Origin of the sequence: Pseudomonas sp. TMW22090, assembly GCF_022496665.1 — a bacterium.
In the GTDB taxonomy this organism is placed as follows: domain Bacteria; phylum Pseudomonadota; class Gammaproteobacteria; order Pseudomonadales; family Pseudomonadaceae; genus Aquipseudomonas; species Aquipseudomonas gregormendelii.
In genome coordinates this window covers 73,609-97,542 of record NZ_SCFH01000001.1, presented here as the reverse complement: position 1 = coordinate 97,542, position 23,934 = coordinate 73,609, and the positions used below count along the sequence as shown (strand labels likewise).

General features: G+C 60.7%; 23 protein-coding genes and 2 pseudogenes. 11 read left to right on the top strand and 14 right to left on the bottom strand.

Annotated features, from left to right (window positions below; translation table 11 throughout):
* The first annotated feature begins 5 nt into the window (after positions 1-5).
* From EQV97_RS00475 to EQV97_RS00455, 5 genes are all read left to right on the top strand, one after another.
* Positions 6-1,043, top strand: coding sequence for an iron ABC transporter permease (locus EQV97_RS00475; RefSeq protein WP_122838553.1), 1,038 nt, complete (start codon positions 6-8; stop codon positions 1,041-1,043).
* Complete coding sequence (locus tag EQV97_RS00470; RefSeq protein ID WP_240888087.1) at positions 1,040-1,819, top strand: ABC transporter ATP-binding protein; 780 nt, start codon at positions 1,040-1,042, stop codon at positions 1,817-1,819. Before EQV97_RS00475 ends, EQV97_RS00470 begins: the two co-directional genes overlap by 4 nt.
* Positions 1,813-2,952: an ABC transporter substrate-binding protein gene (locus EQV97_RS00465; protein ID WP_240888086.1), complete on the top strand. Its 1,140-nt coding sequence runs from the start codon at positions 1,813-1,815 to the stop codon at positions 2,950-2,952. The genes EQV97_RS00470 and EQV97_RS00465 overlap by 7 nt, the downstream gene beginning before the upstream one ends.
* Before the next feature lie 10 nt (positions 2,953-2,962).
* Entirely contained in the window at positions 2,963-3,331 is a 369-nt protein-coding gene (locus EQV97_RS00460; RefSeq protein WP_240888085.1) for a DUF1232 domain-containing protein, read from the top strand.
* A gap of 226 nt (positions 3,332-3,557) precedes the next feature.
* Complete coding sequence (locus EQV97_RS00455) at positions 3,558-3,857, top strand: DUF4189 domain-containing protein (protein WP_122838549.1); 300 nt, start codon at positions 3,558-3,560, stop codon at positions 3,855-3,857.
* Between the two features lie 49 nt (positions 3,858-3,906).
* Here the strand turns inward: EQV97_RS00455 and EQV97_RS00450 are convergent, their stop codons facing one another.
* From EQV97_RS00450 to EQV97_RS00415, 8 genes are all read right to left on the bottom strand, one after another.
* Positions 3,907-4,269 (bottom strand): response regulator, encoded by a 363-nt coding sequence (locus tag EQV97_RS00450; RefSeq protein WP_122838548.1) that lies wholly within the window; start codon positions 4,267-4,269, stop codon positions 3,907-3,909.
* A gap of 24 nt (positions 4,270-4,293) precedes the next feature.
* Positions 4,294-5,736 carry an ATPase domain-containing protein gene (locus tag EQV97_RS00445; protein ID WP_122838648.1) on the bottom strand — a complete coding sequence of 481 codons (1,443 nt, stop codon included), beginning with the start codon at positions 5,734-5,736 and terminating at the stop codon, positions 4,294-4,296.
* Positions 5,737-5,825: 89 nt separating this feature from the next.
* Positions 5,826-7,136, bottom strand: coding sequence for an ATP-binding protein (locus tag EQV97_RS00440; RefSeq protein ID WP_240888084.1), 1,311 nt, complete (start codon positions 7,134-7,136; stop codon positions 5,826-5,828).
* A gap of 175 nt (positions 7,137-7,311) precedes the next feature.
* Positions 7,312-9,426 carry an EAL domain-containing protein gene (locus tag EQV97_RS00435; protein WP_240888083.1) on the bottom strand — a complete coding sequence of 705 codons (2,115 nt, stop codon included), beginning with the start codon at positions 9,424-9,426 and terminating at the stop codon, positions 7,312-7,314.
* Positions 9,427-9,435: 9 nt separating this feature from the next.
* Complete coding sequence (locus EQV97_RS00430; RefSeq protein WP_122838647.1) at positions 9,436-9,825, bottom strand: response regulator; 390 nt, start codon at positions 9,823-9,825, stop codon at positions 9,436-9,438.
* On the bottom strand, positions 9,810-11,540 hold the full coding sequence (locus EQV97_RS00425) for a PAS domain S-box protein (RefSeq protein ID WP_122838545.1): 1,731 nt from the start codon (positions 11,538-11,540) through the stop codon (positions 9,810-9,812). The genes EQV97_RS00430 and EQV97_RS00425 overlap by 16 nt, the downstream gene beginning before the upstream one ends.
* Before the next feature lie 223 nt (positions 11,541-11,763).
* Complete coding sequence (locus EQV97_RS00420; RefSeq protein WP_122838544.1) at positions 11,764-13,068, bottom strand: Nramp family divalent metal transporter; 1,305 nt, start codon at positions 13,066-13,068, stop codon at positions 11,764-11,766.
* 194 nt (positions 13,069-13,262) lie between these two features.
* Positions 13,263-14,219, bottom strand: coding sequence for a threonine dehydratase (locus EQV97_RS00415; RefSeq protein ID WP_240888082.1), 957 nt, complete (start codon positions 14,217-14,219; stop codon positions 13,263-13,265).
* Between the two features lie 104 nt (positions 14,220-14,323).
* On the opposite strand from EQV97_RS00415, the gene EQV97_RS00410 reads away from it, so the two are divergent.
* Positions 14,324-15,127 carry a helix-turn-helix transcriptional regulator gene (locus tag EQV97_RS00410; protein ID WP_225568665.1) on the top strand — a complete coding sequence of 268 codons (804 nt, stop codon included), beginning with the start codon at positions 14,324-14,326 and terminating at the stop codon, positions 15,125-15,127.
* A gap of 9 nt (positions 15,128-15,136) precedes the next feature.
* Here the strand turns inward: EQV97_RS00410 and EQV97_RS00405 are convergent, their stop codons facing one another.
* Complete coding sequence (locus EQV97_RS00405; RefSeq protein WP_240888081.1) at positions 15,137-15,562, bottom strand: universal stress protein; 426 nt, start codon at positions 15,560-15,562, stop codon at positions 15,137-15,139.
* A gap of 319 nt (positions 15,563-15,881) precedes the next feature.
* Here EQV97_RS00405 and EQV97_RS00400 point away from each other — a divergent pair, with 319 nt between their 5' ends.
* The 3 genes from EQV97_RS00400 (at position 15,882) to EQV97_RS00390 (ending at position 19,246) form a co-directional block, all read left to right on the top strand.
* Positions 15,882-16,331, top strand: coding sequence for a hypothetical protein (locus tag EQV97_RS00400; RefSeq protein ID WP_122838540.1), 450 nt, complete (start codon positions 15,882-15,884; stop codon positions 16,329-16,331).
* 144 nt (positions 16,332-16,475) lie between these two features.
* Positions 16,476-18,602 carry a TonB-dependent receptor gene (locus EQV97_RS00395; protein ID WP_240888080.1) on the top strand — a complete coding sequence of 709 codons (2,127 nt, stop codon included), beginning with the start codon at positions 16,476-16,478 and terminating at the stop codon, positions 18,600-18,602.
* 83 nt (positions 18,603-18,685) lie between these two features.
* On the top strand, positions 18,686-19,246 hold the full coding sequence (locus EQV97_RS00390; protein ID WP_240888079.1) for a hypothetical protein: 561 nt from the start codon (positions 18,686-18,688) through the stop codon (positions 19,244-19,246).
* Here the strand turns inward: EQV97_RS00390 and EQV97_RS00385 are convergent.
* A pseudogene (locus tag EQV97_RS00385) lies at positions 19,243-19,515 on the bottom strand (transcriptional regulator); the annotation flags it as partial. The gene EQV97_RS00390 and the pseudogene EQV97_RS00385 overlap by 4 nt on opposite strands.
* A 130-nt stretch (positions 19,516-19,645) precedes the next feature.
* Here EQV97_RS00385 and EQV97_RS00380 point away from each other — a divergent pair.
* Positions 19,646-19,966 carry an isochorismate lyase gene (locus EQV97_RS00380; protein ID WP_240888078.1) on the top strand — a complete coding sequence of 107 codons (321 nt, stop codon included), beginning with the start codon at positions 19,646-19,648 and terminating at the stop codon, positions 19,964-19,966.
* A gap of 177 nt (positions 19,967-20,143) precedes the next feature.
* Here the strand turns inward: EQV97_RS00380 and EQV97_RS00375 are convergent, their stop codons facing one another.
* From EQV97_RS00375 to EQV97_RS00360, 4 genes and pseudogenes are all read right to left on the bottom strand, one after another.
* Positions 20,144-20,740, bottom strand: coding sequence for a LysE family translocator (locus EQV97_RS00375; protein WP_240888077.1), 597 nt, complete (start codon positions 20,738-20,740; stop codon positions 20,144-20,146).
* A gap of 51 nt (positions 20,741-20,791) precedes the next feature.
* Positions 20,792-21,628, bottom strand: coding sequence for an AraC family transcriptional regulator (locus EQV97_RS00370; RefSeq protein WP_240888656.1), 837 nt, complete (start codon positions 21,626-21,628; stop codon positions 20,792-20,794).
* 81 nt (positions 21,629-21,709) lie between these two features.
* Positions 21,710-21,897, bottom strand: a pseudogene (locus EQV97_RS00365) (SAM-dependent methyltransferase); the annotation flags it as partial.
* 23 nt (positions 21,898-21,920) lie between these two features.
* Positions 21,921-22,148 (bottom strand): hypothetical protein, encoded by a 228-nt coding sequence (locus tag EQV97_RS00360; RefSeq protein ID WP_122838535.1) that lies wholly within the window; start codon positions 22,146-22,148, stop codon positions 21,921-21,923.
* A gap of 270 nt (positions 22,149-22,418) precedes the next feature.
* On the opposite strand from EQV97_RS00360, the gene proP reads away from it, so the two are divergent.
* Positions 22,419-23,921, top strand: coding sequence for a glycine betaine/L-proline transporter ProP (gene proP / locus EQV97_RS00355; RefSeq protein WP_240888076.1), 1,503 nt, complete (start codon positions 22,419-22,421; stop codon positions 23,919-23,921).
* Positions 23,922-23,934 lie beyond the last annotated feature (13 nt).

The window sequence follows — 23,934 nt, the reverse complement described above, 5'->3', positions numbered from 1 at the left end:
CCACGATGACCGCGCATTCCCTGGCCATGGCTTACCGCAAGACGCTGCGCAAACGCCTGTGGATCTGCGCCGCGCTGGCGCTGGCCCTGTTGGCCAGCTTGCTAACCGACATCACCCTGGGCAGTACGCGATTCGCCGCGGCGGATGTGTTGTTGGCGATTTTCGACCCTGTGCAGGTCAGCGCCGACACCCAGGTGATCGTCCGCGAACTGCGCCTGCCGTTTGCCTTGATGGCGGTGTTGGTGGGCGTGGCGTTGTCACTGGCCGGGGCGGAAATGCAGACCATCCTCAATAACCCGTTGGCCAGCCCTTTTACCTTGGGCGTGTCGTCGGCGGCCTCACTCGGGGCAGCGCTGGCCATTGTGCTGGATCTGGGTGTTCCCGGCGTGCCGCCGAGCTGGTTGATCACCGCCAATGCTTTCGTCTTCGCGTTCGCTTCTGTGCTGCTGTTGCAGGCGGTGGCCAGCATGACCGGGGGCGTGCAGTCACTGGTACTGTTCGGCATCGCCCTGGTGTTCAGCTTCAACGCGATGGTTGCACTGCTGCAGTACCTGGCCTCCGCCGATGCGCTCCAGCAACTGGTGTTCTGGAGCATGGGCAGCCTGAGCCGTGCCAGCTGGCCAGCGGTGCAAACCCTCGGCCTGGTGGTACTGCTGGTCATCCCGTTCAGCCTGCGCGCGGCATGGCAGATGACCACCCTGCGCCTGGGAGATGAGCGCGCCGAAACCCTGGGCATCAACGTCCCGCGTCTGCGCCTGGGCGCGCTGCTGCGAATCAGCCTGCTGGCGGCCACCGCAGTGGCATTCGTCGGTACCATCGGCTTCATCGGCCTGGTCGGCCCGCACATTGCGCGCCTGCTGATCGGTGAAGACCACCGCTTTTTCCTGCCCGCCAGTGCCCTGACCGGTGCACTGATCATGTCGCTGTCAGCCATTGTCAGCAAACAGCTTATACCGGGCGTGGTGTTGCCCATCGGCATTGTTACCGCCATCGTCGGCGTGCCGCTGTTCATGAGCCTGATACTCAAACGAGGTCGCTCATGAGTGCCTTGCAAGTCAGCCGGTTGAACGTAGGCTACAAAGGACGAGCGGTATTGCACGCAATCGACCTGCCGGACATCGAGCCCGGGCAGATCGTCGCGCTCGTGGGACCCAATGGCGCCGGCAAGTCGACGCTGCTGCGCAGTCTCGCGGGGTTGTTGAAGGCCAGCGGCGAGGTACGCCTGGGGACTCTCGACCTGCTCAATTGTCATCGACGCGAGCGCGCTGCCGTGCTGGGTTTCATGCCCCAGACGCTGCCTGCCGGTATCGAGTTGAGCGTGCTGGAAACCCTGCTGGGTGCACTTCGAGGTGCCGATGCCCTGGGCTTGCGCGGCAATGCCCAAGCCCTGCAAGCGAAGGCGTTTGCGGTGCTTGAGCAACTGGGCATCCTGCCACTGGCACTCCAGCCGCTGGACAGCCTTTCCGGCGGGCAAAAACAGATGGTCAGCCTCGCCCAAGCGGTGATCCGCGAGCCGAGTCTGTTGCTATTGGACGAGCCGACCAGTGCACTGGACCTGCGTTATCAGAACGATGTCATGGGCACCGTTCGCCAGTTGGCCGATCAGGGGCGAATCGTCGTGGTGGTGCTGCATGACCTCGGTCTGGCCGCGCGCTGGGCCGATCGCATCATGGTCTTGCAACAGGGTCGGCTGCACTCGGCGGGCACCCCCGCGCAGACGCTGACCCCGACAATGCTGGAGCAGGTCTACCGGGTGCAGGCACGCGTCGAGCACTGCAGCCATGGCCGGGTTCAGATTCATGTGGACGGGTCATGCTGATGCGCCATGTGCTCTGGTTGCTGTTGCTGCTGGGCGCCTGGGCTCAGGCGGCTGACTATCCGCGGGTGGTCACTGACCTGGCCGGGCGCAGCGTCACCCTGCCCCATGCGCCGCAACGCATAGTGCTGCAAGACAGCAACGACCTGCTCGCCGTGGCCCTGCTGGAACGCGAACACCCGCTCAAGCGTCTGGTCGCATGGGACAATAACCTGGCCAGCTCCGACCCCGGCCTGTGGAACGTGATCAGGCAACGCTGGCCCGAGGCGCGTAACGTGCAGGCGCTGGACTTCCCGCAAAGCGGGCAGTTGGACATCGAAACACTGCTGCGCACGCACCCGGACTTGATCATCGCCCGCCTGGGGGCCCGGGCCACCATAGAAAACACCGTGCTGGAGAGCGTGCTGCAACGCCTGGGCATCGCGCTGATCTACGTCGACAGCGAGCTTGATCCCTTGACGAATGTCCCGCGCAGTATCGAACTTCTGGGCCAGGTGCTGGGGCGAGAAGAGCGTGCACAGGCCTATCTCGATCACTACCGGCTTCAGCTTTCCCGCCTGCAACAGCGAACTCAAGGGCTGTCCGCTCCCAGGGTGTTCGTCGAGGCGCGGGCCGGGCAAGCAGGTGGCGGCGGTTGTTGCCATACCCAGGGACAAAGTGGCTGGGGCCTGTTGAGCGAGCGTCTCGGCGCACTCAATCTGGGCTCGCACTATATGCACAGCGAATCAGGGGACGTCGCGCTTGAAACCTTGATTTTGAGCAAACCCGATGTGTACCTGATGACCGGTACCCAGCGCACGCGCAACGGCATCGGCGCAATACCATTCGGCTACGGGGCGGATTCCGCGCAGATCAACCGCCAGATGCAGCAGCTGATGGCGCGCCCGGGGTTCAGCGCCATCGTGCAGTCCCCGGATCAGTGCGTGCAGGGGCTCAGTCACCAGTTCTACAACAGCGTGTTCAACATCGTCGGGGCGCAGTGGCTGGCGAAAATGTTCTGGCCGGCAGCCTTTGCCGATCTGGACCCGGACGCTGAATACCGCCGCCTGATCCACAACTTCACCACGCTGCCCGACCTGCCTTTCATCTTCCATCAACAAGTCTGTTTCAAAAACCTGCCCAGCAAAGCCGGATGACAAAAATCCAATGATCGCCAACACCGTGAAACGCCTGAAATCCTGGGCCAGGATGCTCAAGACGCAACTGATCCTGCTCTGGCTATGTTGCCGTCAGCCTGACACGCCCTGGGGTGCCACGACCGTTGCGCTGATGACCGTGGCTTACGCCCTGAGCCCCATCGACCTGATACCGGACTTCATTCCGGTATTGGGATTTCTGGATGATGTGATTCTGCTGCCCTTGGGCATTGCCCTGGCGTTGCGGATGATTCCCGCAGCTGTTCTGCAACGCTGTCGCCCCCAGGCGCAGGCCATGGCGGGGCAGCGTATCGCCTTCAAAGGCCGCTGGGCTATGACCGGGGCCATCGCGATGGTCTGGCTGTTATTGGCCGCATAAGCCTGGTCACTCATCGAGTAGTTTCACCCTTACCTCTTTGATGAACATTCTTCATCGACCTTTCACTTTAGCTGCCAGGCATTTAAAGGCATTCAACGCAGGCGGACATGACTGCTGCTGCGCAATCGGACTTCGTCAGCTACCCGAGGCAGGAACCCGGCGAACAGCCTGATAAACCGACTACGCTAAACAGGTCACCATCACCGTCGCTACAGGGGACACGGGAATGACCGCCAAAACAGCGCATCCCTGCTCAACCTGGGTCATACCCTCCCTGCTCGCCATTAACCTGGCGCTGACTGCTGGTTGTTCCGGCAGAACCACAACAGCTCGCTACACGGCTTCGAACGTCGGTTCCAGTTGCTATGCCAAGGCCTTGCCCACCGCCGGCGAAGGCGGCCTGGCGTGGGGGGCTACCCTGAGCATCGCCCGGCAGAAGTCGCTGAACAACTGCATTCGTTATGCCGGACGATCAGGCGGCACGCCCAGGACCTGCAAGGTAGTGTTGTCGGAATGCCGCAATTGATCCAGAAGGGGCAAACAGACTGGCGGTGATGGCAGGTTTGCCAGGCCGGTCAGCTCAACGCCAGCAGCTCCCGTGCCTTGGCGATCACCAGGTCAATGTTGAACGGCTTTTCCAGCACCGCATCGAACAGGTCCGAGCGCTGCATGCCGATGTGGGCCTGGGCACCGCTGATCAGGATGATCGGCAATTGACTGGCCACCGGCAGTGCCCGAATCGCCTTGGCGAATTCGAGACCGTCCATCACCGGCATCATGAAGTCGGTGATGACCAGCGAAGGACGCTCGCGCTCCAGCACCTCAAGTCCTTTTTGGCCATTGCTGGCCTTTACCACCATGAACCCCTCATCCTCCAGCGCGTAGCCGAGGATATCAGCGATCAAGTACTCGTCGTCGACGACCAGGATGGTGGTCATGTCAATTCAACCCGACTCACAGACTTAGGAAATTGAACGGGGCAACGCAGAATCATTGGGAACTGCCGTTGCATGTCGTGAGGCCTTTTTCAGTTCGACGCCGTTTTCATGGATAACCACTTCAAGGAGCGAGGGGTCATAGCAGCTGTCTCGTACCTTGAGAATCGAAAGCAGTCGTCGAAGTTCAGACTGAGTCTCGAAGAAACGCATCAGCATCAGGTTATCGACGATGCTCGACAGGTCCGGCGTCGGGGCACTGACTTCGGAACCGAACACGTCACGCATCTCCCACGAGGCGAATACCGTCACGCCCCGGGCGCGCAGTTCGCTCATCAGGGCGCTGTAGAAATCAGTGATCCGCGCCGGCGTGGTCGACACCCGTGCCAGGCCACTGAGGCTGTCGATGAACACGCGCTTGATGTCCTTCTGCTCGACGATGCTCAGCAGGCGTGCACCCAGACCGTCGATCAAGCCCTCGGTGGTGGGCTGCCAGGCAATGCTCAGCGCCCCACTTTCTTCCATGCCCTTGATGTCGATCCCCAACGACTGGCCCTTGAGCCGCAACCGTTGCGGACTTTCATAAAAACCGAAATGCAGGCCGGGGGCGTCCACTGTCGATTCAGCAAGAAACTTGAGGCCCAGGGTGGTTTTGCCGACCCCTGAGGGGCCCATCACCAAGGTTACGGAGGAGCTGTGCAGTCCGCCTCCGATCAGGCCGTCCAGCGCGCCAATGCCGCTGGTGATGCGCGTCAGGTCTGCGCTGTCAGGCCTGGATGGATGGCTGTAGAGGCTTTCCAGGCGTGGATAGACCACCAGGCCGTCGTCGGTGATTTCGCACTCGTGCAGGCCGGTGAGCGCGCCACTGCCCCGGGTCTTGCGCATCTGGATGCGCCGCACGGAGCGGGTGCCGAACAGCTCTTCACCAATCTCAATGACGCCATCGACCATGGTGTGCTCGGGGCTGCCGTCATCCAGCCGGGAGCTGGTGAGGAACAGCACGGTGCAACCAGCGAAGGCCGCGTGGCCTTGCAGCTCGGAGATGAATTTTTTCGTGTCGATGGGTGAGTCGGCCTTGGAGCGCGCATTGAGCAAACCGTCGACCACCAGCACCGTGGCTTTCTGCCGGCTGATTTCACGCCGCAGCAGTTTGACCACTTCGTCCAGGCCTTCGTTTTCCAGGGTATCAAAAGCGCTGACAAACTGAATCTCGGCGCCGACCCGGGCAGGCTCGAAGAAGCTCAGGGTCGAGAGAAACTGAAACAGGCGATCGTGGGATTCAGCCAGCAACGTGGCGACCAGGACCCGGCCGCCATTGCGCGCATGATGAAACCCGAGCTGGTTGGCAAGGATGGTTTTACCAGAACCGGGGCGTCCTTGAATGATATAGGACGAACCCGCGACCAGCCCACCCTTGAGTAGAGCATCAAGCCCCTCGATTCCGCTTTGAAGGCGTTTTAGCTTTTCCAAAATGCAACCCTGATCTGAACTACAGGCCATCAGGCCGAAGGTCTACGATGCTAACGCCATTTTACGATTCGGGCTATCCACTCGCCCGCTCAGGCACACGGTAAATACAAGGTGAACGCACTGCCCTGACCCAGGCAACTCTCCACGCGTATCTCGCCACCAGACTGCTTGGCAAATCCGAACACCTGGCTCAAGCCCAGCCCGGTGCCCTGGCCAACGGTCTTGGTGGTGAAAAAAGGTTCGAAAATCCTTTCGAGACAAAACGGGGCTATACCCGAGCCGTTGTCGCTGATAGCGATGGCAATGAAGTTGCCGTCAATGGCAGGGTCACCCCGGGTAGCCGGAATACGGTCAGCCCGGGTCACGCTGATGACCAGTTCACCCTGGCCGTTCATGGCTTCAATGGCGTTGTTGGCCAGGTTGAGCAGCGCCACTTCGAACTGGCCTGGATCAGCGAGAATCGCACAGCATTCTCCGGGCAAATCGATGACGACGTTGATCCCCGGCCCCGCCTCCAACTTCATGACGTCGGCGATGGCTGTGACACTCGCGTTCACATCCAGCGCCGACGGATTGAGCGCCTGACGGCGCGCAAATGACAGCAACTGACCGGTAAGGCTGCTGCCTCTTTCCACGGCCTCGGAAATCGCTTCGACCAGGCGCAGACGGCGTTCCTCGGAACTGCCAGGGCGTTTGAGCAAGTCACAGGACGACCGGATGACGGTCAGCAGGTTGTTGAAGTCATGGGCAAAGCGTCCGGTCAAGCGCCCCACGGCCTCCATCTTCTGCGACTGGCGTAATTGTTCCGTGCGCACCTGTACCTGATGCTCAAGGGACGCGGCCAAATCGCGCAGATCATCCCGGGCACGGCAGCGTTCGGTTGCCATGCGGGTGCGTTCGGCGACTTCGCGAATTAGCGCCAGTTCATCATCCGACCAGTCGCGAACTTCGCAATGGTTGAGGTAGAGCAGTGCCACCGGCCGGCCTTTTTCGGTGATGGGCATATTTATAAACGACTGGGCGCTGATCGCCTTGAGCTGCTGGGCACTGTCGCGAGTTCGCGGGTCTTCGGCAACATCGCGCACCACCACCGTCTCGCTTTTTTTCAGGTCTTCGATGTAGCTGCCATACTCGCGAAAACTCAAGACGCCGGCCAGGGTTTCGATCCCCGGCGCGTTCCAGTCGCGTTCGATCGTGATGGTCTCGGCCACCGGGTCAATGGTGCCGTAGCCAACCCGGCTGACCTGCAATGTGCGGCCGAGTATTTCCGCTGCCGCATAGGCCAGCGCGGGCGTGTCATCCAGGTCGCGAATCCGCTCGCCCATCTCTATAAGGGCGAGCCGATGAGTGTCGTAAGCCAGGAAGCCAGCCCCGGCTCCCGGTAAATGATTAGTTGGCATGTTGAGTCCGGCTCATTGTGAGACTGCCCTTCGTGCACTGGGCAACGTCGTCTTGTGTAAAGCCAACCTTTGCTTTTTGCCCACCTGACGGCAAGCGCAAAATTGCCCCCCTATGGGCGATGGATTGCGATCCACGGCAAAAGGTTTCAAAATTTTATGGCGAGTATCATTTTATTCAGTGGAACGCCTGTTGCGCGAGCAGGAATTTCTCCAGTTCCGAGACCGGCAAGGGCCGGCTGAACAGGTAACCCTGCACCTGATCACAACCGTTTTCCGTGAGGAATGCCAACTGCTCGGGGGTCTCGACACCCTCGGCGATAACCTGCAGATCAAGGCTGTGCGCCAGCTCGATAATGGTCCGGGCAATCGCGGCGTCCTGAGGGTTACTGGTCACCTCGCGGATGAAGGCAATGTCGATCTTGAGTTTGTCGATCGGGAATCGCCGCAGGTAGGCCAGGCTGGAATAACCGGTGCCAAAGTCGTCGATGGAAACCTTGACCCCCAGTTGCTTGAGCGTTTGCAGGCTGGCGATGGTGTGGGCGGTATTTTCCATCAGCGAGCTTTCGGTCAATTCGATTTCCAGCCAGTGTGGATCAATCTGATTGTCGATCAGGGCCTGGCGGATGCTGGCGATCAGGTCGCCCTCGATGATCTGCTGGCCGGACACGTTGACCGCCACCTGCAACGGTCCCTGTCCGGCACGTTGCCACTCGGCCATTTTCTGACAGACCTGGGTGATCACCCAGTTACCCACCTCGGTAATCAGCCCCATGCTTTCCAGGATAGGTACGAACACCGCCGGAGACACATTGGCCTGCCCCGGCCGCGGCCAGCGCAACAGGGCTTCGAGCCCGCACACCGCGCCGTCTTCCAGACCGATCTTGGGCTGGTAGAACAGTTCGAACGCCTGCTGTTGCACGGCTTCGCGAAGGGCGTTTTCCATCTCCTGGCGAGCCGATGCCTCCACGTTCATTTGCGCGGTATAAAACCGGTAGGTATCGCGGCCGATCTTCTTCGCCCGGTGCCTGGCCGTGTTGGCCTGTTTGATCAGACTCTGGGCATCGGCGGCGTCGTTGGGGTACAGGGAAATGCCGATACTGGCGGTCATCGACGTGTCCTGGCCGTCGAGCTGAAACGGCAGGCGCAGCACTTCACGGATGCGCTCGACGGTTTGCAGCGGGTCCGCCTGTCCCTGGCGGAGCATCAGGATCAGGGCGAATTCGTCACCGTGCAAGCGCCCCAGGGTATCGCTGACGTTGAGGCAGCCGGTCAGGCGCTGAGCCAGTTCAGCCAGCATTTGGTCACCCAGCAGGTGGCCCCAGGTTTCATTGACGTTGTTGAAGTCGTCCAGATCTACCGTCACCACGGCCAACTGCCAATCGCTGAGCGCCGCCTGGGTGAGCCCCATCTCCAGGGTGGTAAAAAAAAGATTGCGGTTGGGCAGGCCGGTCAAGGTGTCGTAGTGGGCCATTTGCAGCATGCGCTGGTCGTTTTCCTTGCGCTGGGTGATGTCGCGCGCGATGCCGACAATGATCCAGTCGTCGCCGGTCTTGTAGGCCTGGCGATGGACTTCCACCTCCAGGAAACTGCCGTCCTTGCAACGGATGCGCGACTCCGCAGGCTCGATCGGCCCTGTGCCGGCGATGATCTGGTCATATAAGCCCTTGAGCTCTTCAATGGTCTGGTCGCTGAGGTCCGCAGGGGTCATGCGCAGGAGCTCTTCAGGGGTGTAACCCAGCACCTGGCAGGCCCGCCGGTTGAATTCGATCAGCTGCATGCTGCTGCGGTTGACCAGGAAAATCGCATCCCCCGACGCATCCATTGCCGAGCGAAAGCGCTCCAGGTCGATGGTGCGCTGCTGCAGCTGCTCTTCGAGCATCAGGCTGTGGCTTTTGAGGTAGTCGCCGAACGCCTTGAGCCGCAGCAGGTTGCGCACCCGCAGCCACAATTCGGCACTTTCCACCGGCTTGCTGAGAAAATCTTCAGCGCCCGCCTCCAGGCCCGATATGCGCGCACTGTGCTCGCCCAGGGCCGAGAGCATGATGATCGGGATGTTCGAGGTGGCCTTGTCGGTTTTCAGGTGCCGGGCGACTTCGTAGCCGTCCATTCCCGGCATCATGATGTCGAGCAGGATCAGGTCGGGCGGCTGTTGCGCAATCATCGCGAGAGCCTCTTCCCCCGAACTGGCGGTTTGTGTCTGATAACCCTGGTTCTGCAGCAGGATCTGCAGCAATTTGCGCACATGGGTTTCATCGTCGACGATCAACAGGGTAGCGGCAGTGTCGGACATGGAGAGAGCTCAGGTAGAGGGCTGTTGAGGCAGAGTGTTTTGCAGCAACGTGTCGATGACCCGGTAGAGCTCCTTGTAGCGTAGTGGTTTGATGATGTAGGCGTTGCAACCCGCCTGGCGGGTCTTTTCCTCGTCTTCCTTCATGGCCATGGCGGTGAGCGCAACCACCGGAATGGCCGCTGTCGCCGCGTCCTCCTTGAGCAGCGAGGTGGCCTTGAGGCCATCCATGCCCGGCAGCTGGATATCCATCAGGATAAGTGCAGGCTGCCGCTCGCGTGCCAGCTTCAGGCCGGTTTCCGCATCAGCCGCGCAAATGACGCTGTGACCGGCACTGGTGAGCAGCAACCGGGCCAGGCGCATATTGGCGGCGTTGTCTTCGACGATCAGGATTTCAGCCACGGCGCCTCCACAATTGTTGTTCCACGGATGGGCAACCAGGCCACGAACCGGGCCCCTGCCCCTTCGCGGCTGGCAACCGCGACACTGCCACCCTGCAGCTCGGTCAATTGCTTGACCATTGCCAGGCCCAGGCCAGTGCCCTCGAATTTGCGGGCCAGGCTGCTGTCGATCTGGCTGAAGGCCTTGAACAGCTTGTCCATGTCCGCCTGGGCGATACCGATACCGGTATCGCTGACACTCAGTTGCAGAAACTGCTCATGCTCGCTGGACGGCACCTCAAAGCCGTGCACCGGCCAGTCGCCTTCGATGATCCCGACCTGCTCGCGCGCAACCTGCTTGACTGCCAGCGTGACCACGCCTCCAGCGGCGCTGAACTTCACCGCGTTGGCCAGCAGGTTGTAGACGATTTGCTTGGTCTTGCGCAGGTCCAGCTCGAAGGTGCCCAGGTCGGCGTCGGTTTCCAGTTTCAATTGAATACGTTGCAGGGCCGCTTTTTCGCGCACGATCAATAAACTGTTGCTCAGCAGGCCTTGCAGCTCGACGGATTCGAGCTCCAGGGCCATCATCCCGGCTTCGACCTTGGACAGGTCAAGGATGTCATTGATCAGCGACAGCAGATGCTGGCCGCTGGAAAAGATGTCGCTGATGTACTCGCGCTGGGTGTCGGTCATGTCACCCACCATGCCGTCCTTGAGCGCTTCGGAAAAACCGATCACGGCGTTCAACGGAGTGCGCAGTTCGTGGGACATGGTCGCCAGGAACTCCGACTTCATCAGGCTGGCATGTTCGAGTTCGACGTTTTTCTCTTCGAGCGTGCGCTCGAAGCGCTTGCGCTCGGTGACGTCGCGGGCGGCGGCAAAGACCCCCTGCAACTTGCGATCTCGGTCGTGGAAGGTCGCCGCGTTATAGGACACCACGGTTTCGGTGCCGTCGTAGGCACGCACCGTCAGTTCGTAGTCGCTGACCTTGTTCTCGCTGAGCACGCGCTTGATGGCCGCATCGGCTCGTGCAGGGTCGGTGAAGAAGTTGCGGCACGGCGCGCCGATCAACTCGTCGCGGGTGCGGCCGGTCAGCGCCATCATCTGCTTGTTGACGTCGGAGATGATCCCCTGGGGATTGGTCATCATCAGCGCATCGATGTTCGACTCGATCAGCGAGCGGGTATAGAACTGCTGGTCGCGCAGGCGTTGATCGAGCAGGGCCTGGGTGGCTTCTTCCTGCTTGCGTGCGGTGTTGTCGGTGCCGATCAGCAGGTAGCCGATGATGACTTCGGCGCTGTCGCGCAATGAAGTCACCGAGACCATTGCCGAGAGGCGGCTGCCGTCCTTGCGGATGTAGGTCAGCTCATAAATATCTTCGATGCCCCGGGAAGCCTTGAATACCAGCGCGTCGAAGCCCGGTGTGATTACGGTCTTGAGTTCCAGGCTCAGGGCTGCGGCACGGGTGATCAGCTCGGCAGGGTCGGAAATGTCCGCCGGGGTGATCTTGTCGACCACGTCTTCGGACAGATACCCAAGCATGCGCTCGGCGCCCACGTTGAAGATCTGGATCACGCCTTTTTCGTCGGTGGCGATGCTGGAAAAGTAGGCGCTGTTGAAAATTGCGTCTTGCAGGGCACCGGTCTTGAGCAGGCTTTTCTGCCTTCGAAACTCGACAATCTTCTCGGCGCGAGACTGGGGTTCGGAGGGTGGACGATCTACTGGCGGGGTTTCCATGGAATGGTTTTCCGTTAACTCGCAAACCTGACCGTGATGACGGTGCCGTAAAGCGTGCTTACGGAAAATCGCCCGGATGGACGATTAGAGGTTTTCTTACGATAGCAGAGCGTGGCTTGGAGGGTGCGCCTGGAAACTTTCGTAAGGCTTTCAGCGATGAACAAATCCATCAACCGCATGCCCGCCGCCAAGGGGCCAAGGAGCCCCTCGACGGTTGCAGCTGCTACAGGCTGAACAGGTCAACGCCCAGCTGGAACGCGACCCACAAGGCCAGGCCGGTGGCAAACAACAGTGCGATGTTCTCGAACAGGTTGTTGCGGTACTGCTTGTCCAGCAACGACTTCTGGTTGGACATGATCAGCAGCCCGAGGGAGATGACCGGCAAACCGATGATGTTCAGCGCGCTGACACCAATGGTCAGGGTCACAAAGTCCGGCATGCCAGGCAGCGACCAGACCAGCGGAGTCACGAGGATGAACAGCATGAACCACTTGTGCATCGGATCATGGTGAAACTCTTTGCCGTACTTGTCGCGACGCTTGGGCCGCACGTGCTGGAAGGCGTCAGTGATGAGCATCGGAAAGGCGGTGGTTTTGCCGGAGATGCTGGCGAACAGGGTCGCAAATACGCCAATGAAGAACACATACCAGCCGATCGGGCCGAAGAAGATTTCCAGCGCCTTGCCCAGGTCAGCCAGGGTTTTTACTTCGATGCCGTTGGGTCGCAGTATTTCCGCGCCGACGATCCAGATGGCCAGGTTGATCACGATTCCGACGAACACGGCAAACAGCAGATCGTTGCGCTGGATGCGCTTGTGCTCCGGTCCGGTCCAACCCTTCTGGCGCATGACATAAGGGTGCACGAAGTTGGCAATGGAGCCGGCCACCGCGCCGATCACCGATACCGCCACCAGCAAGGCGCCATGCACGCCTTCATCTGGCGGAATGCTGAAACCGATGGTGCCTTTGATGATACCGGTCACGTCGGGACCTGACATGACGGCAAGGGCAATGAACGCCAGGGTCATGATCGCCAGCAGCACCTTCATGACGCCTTCGATCATCGAGTAGATGTTGCGACCCACCAGCAGCCACACCGCCAGCACCACCGCCAGGGAACATAATAATGGCTGGTCGATTTTCAACAGCATCGCTAGGGACTCACCGGCCCCCTTGATCATATAGGCGTTCATCAAATGCCCCATCAACAGGGCGTACACGAGCATGAACCAGGCAAAAAACGGATTGAGCTGGGCGTAGCCCTGAAGGATGGTCATGCCCTGGTTATTGCACAGCTGGAAGCGGGCAATGATGTTGACGATCAGGTATCTCAACAGCAGGGAGACGGCCAGCACCCACATCATCGCGTAGCCGTAGTTGGCCCCTGCCACGGACGAAGTGATCAGATCACCGGCGCCAAGCCAGGACAAAACGGCGATGATTCCGGGCCCCAGTAGCTTGAGTATTCGGGCAAAACGATTTTGCGCGGGCGCCGCGACTTTGCCTTCGACGGAAGGAATGCTCGTCATGGAAGGTATCTCCGTTATTTTTTTTGTGAGAACGGGCGCATTCCAACACAGTACGTACGACGTCGTACAACTACTAAAATAAGGAGAGTGTGAGGAAATGTTTCCATGTTGAGAGTCGAGCGCCGCGACTGGAGTCACCTGCGCCCGGTTACAGCTGTCATTCGATTCGCCAAGCTGAAGGATCGCCAGTCCCGCTACTGGATCACCTGTGCATATACCCCACGATCGACGTTGCCCCCCGACAGGATCACCCCGACTGTCCTGCCCGCCATGGTGTCACGCTCCTGTACCAGGGCCGCCAGGGCCGAAGCGCCCGCGCCTTCTGCAAGGTTATGGGTATCGGTGTAATACATGCGCATCGCTTCGGCGATCTGACCGTCGTTGACCGCGACAATTCGCGCCGCGCCCGCACTGTAGATGGCAAACGCCTCGGGAATCGGCTTGCGCACCGCCAGGCCATCGGCAAAGGTGTTCGCCGAAGGGGTTTCACAGATCTCTCCCGCCTCAAACGATAACCTGGCAGCGTCAGCCTCCGTCGACACCACACCCACCACCTGGGTCTTGAGGCCCAGCGCATCGCGCGCGGCGATCACCCCGCAGATCCCCGAACCACAACCGATCGGCACATAGACGGTGTCGAGGTCGGGTACCGCGGTGAACAGTTCCAGGGCATAGGTGGCCACCCCCTTGACCAGTTCGGTGTGAAACGGCGGTACCAGCAACAGGTCATGCGCCTGCGCCAGGCGGGCAGCCTCGACCCGGGCGTCATCGAAATCGCGGCCGCACTCGACCACCTCTCCCCCGAAGCCACGCATGGCGTTGTTCTTCTCCACCGAGTTGCCTTCGGGCACCACGATCAACGCGCGCAAGCCCACGGCACTGGCAGCCAGCGCCAGGCTCTGGCCATGGTTGCCGCGAGTCGCGGTGACGATGCCCTTCACGCCGGGGTGGGTGCGCTTGAGCCAGTGCATGAAGGTAATGCCGCCGCGTACCTTGAAGGCGCCCGTGGGCGTATGGTTTTCATGCTTGACCCACACCGTGCAGCCCAGCCGTTCTGCCAGCAACGGCCAGGCGTACTGAGCCGTGGCGGGCATGACCTGGTACACCAGGCGGGCCGCCTGTTCGATGTCGTCGCGAGTCAATGTGTGCATGGGCAGTCTCCGTGATGTTTTGCCCAGTCTATGCACGCAGGCGATACGTCGGCTTTCAGAAAACCGACCTGACTTTTTTGCCCCATCTTCACTACTATGCGGGCATGAACCCGCGAAATCGCCTGCCCTCAACGCTCATGACCGAACCGGTGCGCCGGGTCGACGCCGGGGCGTGGGCGATTGAGTTGTTGCCCGCCTCCGCCTACGCGACCCGTTACGTGGCAAGCCAGGCCGCCATTGGTTTCGCCTTTGACAGCCAGCGTGGCGTGCACGCTATCGGCAGCGACCGGGTCCGGCCCTTCCTCGCCACTCCCAACGGCCTGGCGTTTGTCCCGACCGGTTGCGATGTGTTGTCCGAGTCCTCGCAGGGCGGTGAATACCTGCGGGTGGTGCGCACCGATGGCCTGGAATTGCCGGGCGATCACGCTTTTAACAATCGCATCGATCCGCAAGCGATCCGCCTCGCGCTGCGCATGCGCAACGCAATGCTGCACGCCACCGTGGATGACGATTGGCAGGCCTGGGCACTGGCCCTGGCTGAGCGGGCAACGGCGCACTTCGCCTCGCCTGCGCAACCGACAGGCTCCCTGACGGCCAATCGCCTGCGCCTGCTGGATGAGTTCATCGATGCAGGTCTTGAGGGGCCGCTGAGTGTGCAGGCGATGGCCGGCCTGCTTGAACTGTCGGAAGGGTTTTTCATGCGGGCGTTCAAGCAGGCCACCGGTAAAAGCCCGCACAGCTACCTGATCGACCGGCGCCTGGCCAAGGCCCGCGCCCTGCTGCGCGACTCAGGCGCCAGCCTGGCCGATATCGCCCTGACCTGCGGCTTCAATTCCCAGGCGCATATGGCGACGCTGTTCCGACAACGGCTGGGGGCGAGTCCGGGGCAGCTGCGCAGCGGCAAATAACAACACCCCTCACCCCGCCTCAATCAGAATCGGGCAGGGAGCATTCTGCAAAACCTCATACGCCACCGAGTTGCCCACCAGCCGCTCAAACGTCGACATGTGGTGATGCCCCATCACTATCAGATCGCAGCCCTGCTCCCGGGCATGCTTGCAGATAGCACTCTCCGGGTCGCCGGCAATGACGGTGGCGGTGCATTTGATGTGTCGAGCCTGAAGAAACAGCCGGGCCGTTTCGACAATTTCCTCGCAGTGCAACTGCTCTGTCCACGAAGCAGGCGATGCTTGCCGGGATTCAAGATCCGGTGCGCTGAATTCGTAAGCGATCACGCTCACGACATGCACCCGCGTGGCGTCATGGGCCACTTTCATGGCCAACTCCAGGACCTTGTCGCTCTGGGCATTGCCGTTGATAGCCACCAGGATTTCACTGAACATCATGGGTCCCGTTTGATTGCTGAACAAGAAAGCTCAAGAGCCGCGAAGTCTAGCAACCGTCAAATTCTCCGATAACTGACTTGTGAGCACTGTATGAGTGCACCCAACGCAGCAATCGCCTTACTCCAGGTTTCGGGCACCACCAACCCCGTGGCCAGCGAGCTTGCTCGCGCCAGGTGGCAAAACGGCCGCAAAACCGGTCGCCGCGAACCGACAAGTTGCCTGTCGCCACGTCAGAGTCAAACCCGCTAATCAGCAGATTCGACAGCGACAAACCTACTAATCTACCAGTGCAGTTTTTCCACTCTGGAGATTCGACATGAAACTCGGAAACTCATTGGCATTGCTGATCACCGTCACATTGGTCGGTTGCACCACTCCAGCCCAGAAAGGAGTGTCCGTGCCGCTCCAGGCCACCCGGCATAACACCGGGCAAATCGGCAATGTGACCCTGGCCAACTGGGGCAAGAAAACCGGATTCAACTTCATCATCAGTGGCGTTCCGGACGGCGCCTCCCTGCCGCTGCGGCTATATACCTTCATCAACAAAGGCAGCTGCCAGCAGCCCGGCCCCGTTGCCTACGAAATGAACGACCAGGTCAACACCGAACGCCAGGCCATCCGCGGCTGGGTATTCTCAAGAAGTGCGCCAGTGGAACTGCCGGTGTTGCTTGCCAGTGAGCACTCGGTCGTCGTGCGAACTGCCCCGGACAGCGGCAATCTCGATATTTTTTGCGGTGATATCAAGCGAGCAGGCTCGGTGAATTAGTCTCGGGGTGGATGTGACGCGTAATGAGGGCTTATCAGGGTCAGCATGCCGCCTGGAGCATTAGTTTTTCGGCCGTTATGTGCTCCTTTCGGTGTTTCCTGCGTCGCACTTCTCACTGCCCGCCCCTTTCACCCGGAGTTCCCCATGCCCTCGCCCCATTCCTTCCCGGCAGCCTTGCTGGGCCTGGCTTTCGTTTGTCCGGCCATCGCCGCGGCCCAGGGCATGGAGTTGGGACAGGTGCTGATCGAAGCTGACGGACAAGGCACCGCAGACTCGTCCATCGAGGACGCCCGCGAGCGGCTGGGCCAGGTGCCTGGCGGCACTAACGTGGTCGACATGCGCCGTGCGCTGCAGGGTCGAGTTGCCAGCAACCAGGATGTGCTGGCCTATCAGCCGGGCGTCTATGCGCAGTCTGCGGGCAATGAAGGAGTGAAGATTTCGATCCGTGGCTCGGGAATCAACCGTGCGCCCGGCGCCCATGCCTCGGGGCTGTACGCCATGCTCGACGGCCTGCCGCTGACGGGTCCGGGGGGCACGCCTTATGAGTTGCTCGAGCCGCTGTGGCTCGATCATGTGGAAGTGCTGCGCGGTGCCAACGGGTTTGACCGTGGTGCGCTGGCCCTGGGTGGGGCCATCGACTATATCAGCCACACTGGCTACGACGCGGCGCGGTTGCAGGTGCGCTATGCGGTAGGCAGTCACGGCTATCAGCAGCGCCAGATCAGTTCCGGGCAGGTGCTGGGCGCATTCGATTACTACGTGGCGGTGACCGACGCGAGCGCCGACGGGTATCAGGATCACACCGCCAGTAAAAGCCAGGGGCTGATCGCCAATTTCGGTTATCGCTTCAACGCGAACCTGGAAACACGCTTTTATCTGCGTCACCGCCAGACTGACAACGATCTGGCCGGACGCGTGAGCAAGCACTCCATCGAACACGACGCACGGGCGGCCAACCCGGCCTATGTCGCACGGGACGACAGCCGCGATCAGCCGGGCAGCACGTTCATCGGCAACAAGACCACCTGGTTCATCGATGACGACTCAAGCATCCAGACCGGGCTGGTCTACCACGACTATCCGATGGACCTGCGCGAAGGCCCCAACCGCCTGAAGGTAGCGTACTCGGATGTCAGCGGCACCTTCGACTACAAGCGTCGCGATACCCTGTGGGGTCTGGAAAGCCAGAGCAATGTCGGCCTGCGAGTGACCAGGCACCTGCCCAACGCCGGCGCCAGTGAATCGGTGCGCATTCCCACCGGCAACACTGCCGGGTACGCCCCGGGCACCGCCATGCGCAATTTCACCTATCAGGGCTCGGACACTGTGCTGCACGCAGGCAACGATCTGCAGATCGCCGACGACCTGTGGCTGACCACCGGCCTCGCCGCCATCTACACCCGCCGCGAAAGCGCCGTGACCTACCCCGACGGCGGCGGCAAGACCAGCCTCAATGACTGGGACTACGCCCCGCGCCTGGGCCTGCGCTATCAGGTGAACCCGGATCTGCAACTGTTTGGCAACCTCAGCCGATCCGTTGAAGGGCCGCATCCGTGGTCGCTGATCTACAGCGCCAACCAGCGCTTCCCGGCAGGCAGCGGCGCCGCCACAGGCACTCAACGTGACCCGGTCAAGCTGCAAAACCAGACCGCAACCACCCTGGAACTCGGCGGGCGCGGCGACAGTCGCCTGGGTCAATGGAGCCTGGCCTGGTACTACGCCCAGGTGAATAACGAGTTGCTCTCGGTGCTGCCGGACGCCAACGCCACCACGCCATACGAACTCAACGCCAGCCCCACCGTGCATCAGGGTGTCGAAGCCGGCCTGCAGAGTAACCTCTGGTCCCGGGACGACGGCGGTCAACTGAGCCTGCGCCAGAGCTATACGTTCAGCGACTTCCATTACCGCGACGACGATCGCTTCGGCGACAACCGCCTGCCGGGCCTGCCAATGCACTACTACCAGGGCGAACTGCGTTATGACTGGCCCCAGGGATTTTTTGCCGGGCTGAACACCCAGTGGGTGTCCAAGGTGGCGGTCGATTACGCCAACAGCTATTACGCCGATCCCTATGCACTGTTCGGTGCGACGGTAGGCTACAACTCGCCCAAGGACGACTGGCAGACCTGGCTGGACCTGCGCAACCTGACCAACAAACACTACGCCGCCACAGTCACGCCGGGCTATGACGACAAGGGCCTGGATGCCGCGCGGTCGACGCCGGGTGAAGGCCTGGGTGTGTACGCCGGGGTGTCGTGGAGCCTGCGCTGAGGCCTGCACGTCGCTGGGTGGTGGTCTACGCTTGCGACAACTTTGCGGTGTTGCGCAGTTTGGCGATCTGAACAGGAGGTGTGATGAACAACTTCGCCATTGTGGCCACGGTACTCTCCATGATCCTGGGGTTGTCCGTTACCCGCCTGCTCCTGGGTGCATTGACCGTTTTCCGCATTCGCCGGGTCGCCAAACCTGACTGGGTGCCCCTGGTCTGGGCGATCATGCTGTTCGCCACCCAGCTGGATTTCTGGTGGGCGGTGAACTCCCTGCCGGCGGTCAAGACGACCTTTTCGTTCACCGAATTCCTGGTGCTGGTCCTGCTGGCGTTATCGTTGTTCGTAGCCGCAGCGCTGCTGCTTCCCAGCCGCAGCGAAGACGAACAGCACGGCCTGCGCATCTACTTCGAGCAGGATGGCCGCTACGCCCTGCTGTCGCTGTCGACCTACCTGCTGCTCGGGCTGTGCGTTAACGTCTGGTTTTTCAAGGCCTCGCCGCTTGCGCTTTGGGGAGTCCTGGATGTGATCATGATCGTCTTGCCGGTCTGCGCATTCCTGGCCCGGTCACGTAAAACGTATTCGTTCATTACCCTGATTTACGTGCCCATCACTGCGCTGGACCTGGCGGTTTCACTGTCCGACTAAGCGCGCTGTGCCCTGCCTTTGGAGGCCTCGCGCCGGGCTTGTCGTTCTGCGGAGTAAGCCTCGCCAAGTGCCTTGGCTAACCCTTCCCGGCGCAACAGTTCGCCGCAATGGGCACACAATGGCCCTAACCCTGCGGGCTGCCCGCAGACCTCGTGGGTATAGACCACCGCCAGCCCCTCCCCTGGCGATTTGCACCAGGTTTCGCCCCACGCGCGCAACGCCATGACCACCGGATAAAAGGCCTGGCCTTTCGCTTTCAGGTGGCCCTGAATCAGCAGTCGGCGCGGGTGTAAGTTCGCGATGCTGAGCGACATCCGTGCCCATCCTGATCATAGGCAGTAACATCGCTGCAAACACATAGGCAGGGCCACGCCCTCATACAGCAAAAGGAGTTACTGCATGGAAGTGTTAAATCAGATGCAACCCGCAGAGTGTGCTGGCATGGAGGATATCAGGCGCGAAATTGACGCCATTGATCACACCGTCATCAAGCTGTTGGGCAAACGGTTTCACTACGTATTGGCGGCATCGAAATTCAAGACTTCAGCTGCTTCGGTGCGTGGCAAGGAACGCTTTGAAAGCATGCTGCAGGTGCGCCGTGAGTGGGCCAGGACCGAAGGCCTGAGCCCCGATGCCATTGGCAAAATGTACAGCGATTTGGTAACCCATTTCATCAGCGAAGAGATGAAGCACTGGGCGGCGCAGTCGTCGGGACACTGATCCGGTTTTCGTGGCGGCATGCCCTAATCGCGATCAGGCTCACTCCCACAGCAATTCCTGTGAGACGAAGATTTGGCCCACACCGCAAATCCCCTGTGGGAGCGGGCTTGCCCGCGAAGGCGTCGGCGCATCCAGCATTGATATGTCAGAACAACCGCAATTGCCGGCAAGCACGACCTACACCAACACCGTCAACCACGCCGACACCAGCAACAACAAAGCCAATGCCGTGTTCATACCCCTGAACGCCCGGGGCGAACTAAAAGCCCGGGCGCTACCCAAGCCGAGTAAGGCCCACAGGGTCATGCAAGGCAAGGACACCAGCAAAAATGCCAGTGACAACACCAGCACCCTCAAGGTCTTGTCGCCGCCCCCGGCAAATACGCTGACCACCGCAACGGCCATCATCCAGACCTTGGGATTGACCAGTTGCAAGGTCGCGGCACTCATCACGCCAAGCCCCTCATGCGTCCGGGTCGGCGCGTCCAGGGACGGCGGCGCGCTTTGCAAGATCTGCCAGGCCAGCCAGCTCAGCCAGAGCACTCCGCCCCAGGCCATGGCTTGCTGCACTCGCGGAAATTGCAGCAGCGTCTCGCCGACACCAAGCCCCACCGCCAGCACAATCAGCGCCGCCGCCGCGCAGGCGGCAAAAATGATGGGCAGCGTCGCACCCAGCCCGCGCCGCGAGCTGTGACTTAAAACCAGGATATTGGTCGGCCCTGGAGTAATAGAGGCGACGAATGCAAACAGCAGGAAAGGCAGCAATGATTCCATGACGCAAACTCCTTGGAGGATCAGGAGGTCATGGTCGCGAATTCGCCGTGGTCAGTCTGGAAGGTTTGAGCAGCGCTTGCGATAGTCCGCAGGCGTAAGCTGGTAGGCGCGGCGGAACCAGCGGCCTAAATGGCTTTGATCGGCGAAGCCAAGCGCACTGGCCACCTGGACCGGCGAATCACCGTTGGCCAGCAGCTGGCGCGCCTTGGCCAGGCGCAGCTGGATCAGGTAAGCGTGGGGCGCCAACCCGAAGGCGGCCTTGAAAGCCCGGCTCAGCCGAAAACGATCCACCTCACAGGCCCGCGCCAGATCGTCCAGCCCAATATCCTCATAGGCATGGGCATGCAGATAATCCCGCGCCACTTGAGCCACCAGCGGCAGGCGCGGGTCAAGGGCCTGATGCTTGCGCCACTGCAGGTGTTCGGTCAGCGCGGCCAGCAAGGAGTCGACGGCGGCCTGTCGCGCCATGCGCAGGTCACCCTCATGGAGCGCGTGGAAGGCCAAGGCAACGGCTTTCGCCAGGCGCGGATCCTGGCTCAAGGTGTCGGCAAAGCCCGGCAGACTGTTGCTCGGCGCGTGCTCGAACAGCGCGAGCAATTCACGCTCCAGCCACAGCGGATCGAGGTAGAGCGTGGAGTATGTAAACCCCTCCTCGGTCGGTGCATGCCCATCGTGAATCTCCCCGGGTTCGAGCAGGAAGACTTTGCCCGGCGTGCTGTAGTGCCGGGCGCGCCGACAATTGAACTGCTGCACTCCGTGCTCTGTGACCCCGACCAGAAAACTGTCGTGCCAGTGCGGATCGTAGGCATGCCCCTGGAAATGCGCGCGAATCGATTCAATCCCGGTGTCGGCATCCTGGGACACCTTGATCCAGTTGCGTTTGTTCACGAATTGGCTCCAGGGAATTGAGATAGCGCGGGCGTTTAACTTAGCGCGCCTGGCAGAGGCGTGTTTAGAACATTTGTGCAGCGGTTCGCCCTCCGCCCTCGCGACAATTTCCTGCGCAGTACCGCCAGCACCCATAACTAAAACTCTCGCCGATAGCCCGCTACCCAAGGCGGCCGCAAGCAGGCAAGCGCCCAGTCGTGGCAAGCGTCGTAGCCGGCTAACGCAATACGGCTCTGCGTGGCGTACTCGCTGGCGCGTGTTGCGTGCATTCCCAAGGGGAGTGCGATTGCACTCAATCGAGCACCTTAATCTGCGTCAAGCCTACCACCTCAGCTTGTTGCACAATTTCCTCCGGCGATGCGTCAGCCGGGGGCATGATCAGGCCGTTTTCCGCGTCCCCATAATGTAACTCCAACAGATGCAGGGCGGCCTCATGAGCGGGTAGTTGCTCTTGCTTGAGCTCGAACAGGTGGGAGCGGAGCTCGCCGTTGAACAGGTATTGCACCGTGAAATTGCGCATGATCGATCCTCGGAATGAAAGAAGTGCTGCAAATCATCCTGACCGCAAGGTCAGCTTTTAGTTCGCACAGTTCCAGCTTGGCGAAGATCCTGCCACTTTGGGCAAAGGCAAAAAATACCAGCGAGTGGTGAATTATTTAGTGTCCTTATGTATCTGAACAGCAAGAGGCCATGCCATCAAAAAGATGGCATGGCCAAGGCAACCCCTCTAGACCGGGCTATACCGGGCTGGTGGCTTGCATCAAGACTGATCAGGTACAGAGTGGTTCGCATGCAATCATCTGAGAAAAACGTCAATCCAATCGGGTTGAAAGACATCACCATTGTCGACGACGCCAAGATGCGCAAGGCGATCACTGCCGCCGCACTGGGCAACGCCATGGAATGGTTCGACTTCGGCGTCTATGGGTTTGTCGCGTACGTGCTCGGCAAGGTATTTTTCCCCGGCGCCGACCCTGGCGTGCAAATGATCGCCGCGCTGGCGACCTTCTCCGTGCCTTTCCTGATCCGCCCCCTGGGCGGTTTGTTCTTCGGTACCCTGGGCGACAAGTACGGCCGGCAGAAAGTCCTGGCCGCCACCATTGTGATCATGTCGCTGAGCACCTTCGCCATCGGGCTGATCCCGTCCTATGCCTCGATTGGCATCTGGGCGCCGATCCTCCTGCTGCTGGCCAAAATGGCGCAGGGCTTCTCGGTTGGAGGGGAATACACTGGCGCTTCGATCTTCGTCGCCGAATACGCCCCAGACCGCAAGCGTGGTTTCCTCGGCAGCTGGCTGGACTTCGGCTCGATTGCCGGTTTTGTGCTCGGTGCCGGGGTGGTCGTGCTGATCTCCACCATCATAGGTGAAGAACAGTTCGAAGCCTGGGGCTGGCGTCTGCCGTTCTTCCTCGCCCTGCCCCTGGGCATGATCGGGCTCTATCTGCGTCATGCGCTGGAAGAGACTCCGGCGTTCCAGCAGCATGTAGAGCAGCTGGAGCAGGACGATCGCGACGGCCTGGCCCGTGGGCCGAAGGTGTCTTTCAAGGAAGTCGCCACCAAGCACTGGCGCAGCCTGTTGACTTGCATCGGCGTGGTCGCGGCGACCAACGTCACTTACTACATGCTGCTCACCTACATGCCGAGCTACCTCACGCACAACCTGCACTACAGCGAAAATCACGGTGTATTGATCATCATCGCGATCATGGTCGGCATGCTGTTCGTCCAGCCGCTGATCGGGCTGGTCAGCGACAAGATTGGGCGTCGTCCTTTCATCATCTGCGGCAGCGTTGGCTTGTTCTTCCTCGCTATTCCGGCGTTCATGCTGATCAACAGCGGCAAGCTCGGCCTGATTTTTTCCGGGTTGCTGATGCTGGCGGTACTGCTGAACTTCTTCATCGGGGTAATGGCGTCCACCCTCCCGGCGATGTTTCCTACACATATCCGCTACAGCGCGCTGGCCAGCGCCTTCAACGTCTCGGTGCTGATCGCGGGCCTGACGCCGGCCATCGTCGCCTGGCTGGTGGAAAGCACACAAAACCTTTACATGCCGGCCTATTACCTGATGGTGATCGCCGTAGTCGGCCTGGTCACGGGCGTGACGATGAAAGAAACGGCCAACAAACCACTACGCGGTGCGGCGCCAGCGGCTTCCGACCTTGAAGAAGCACGGGAGCTGCTGCAGGAGCACCATGACAACATCGAGCAGAAGATCGAGGACCTCGATGCCGAAATCGCCGAGCTGCAAGCCAAGCGCGAGCGTCTGGTGCAGCAGCATCCGCGAATTGATTAAACCATCTGTCCCG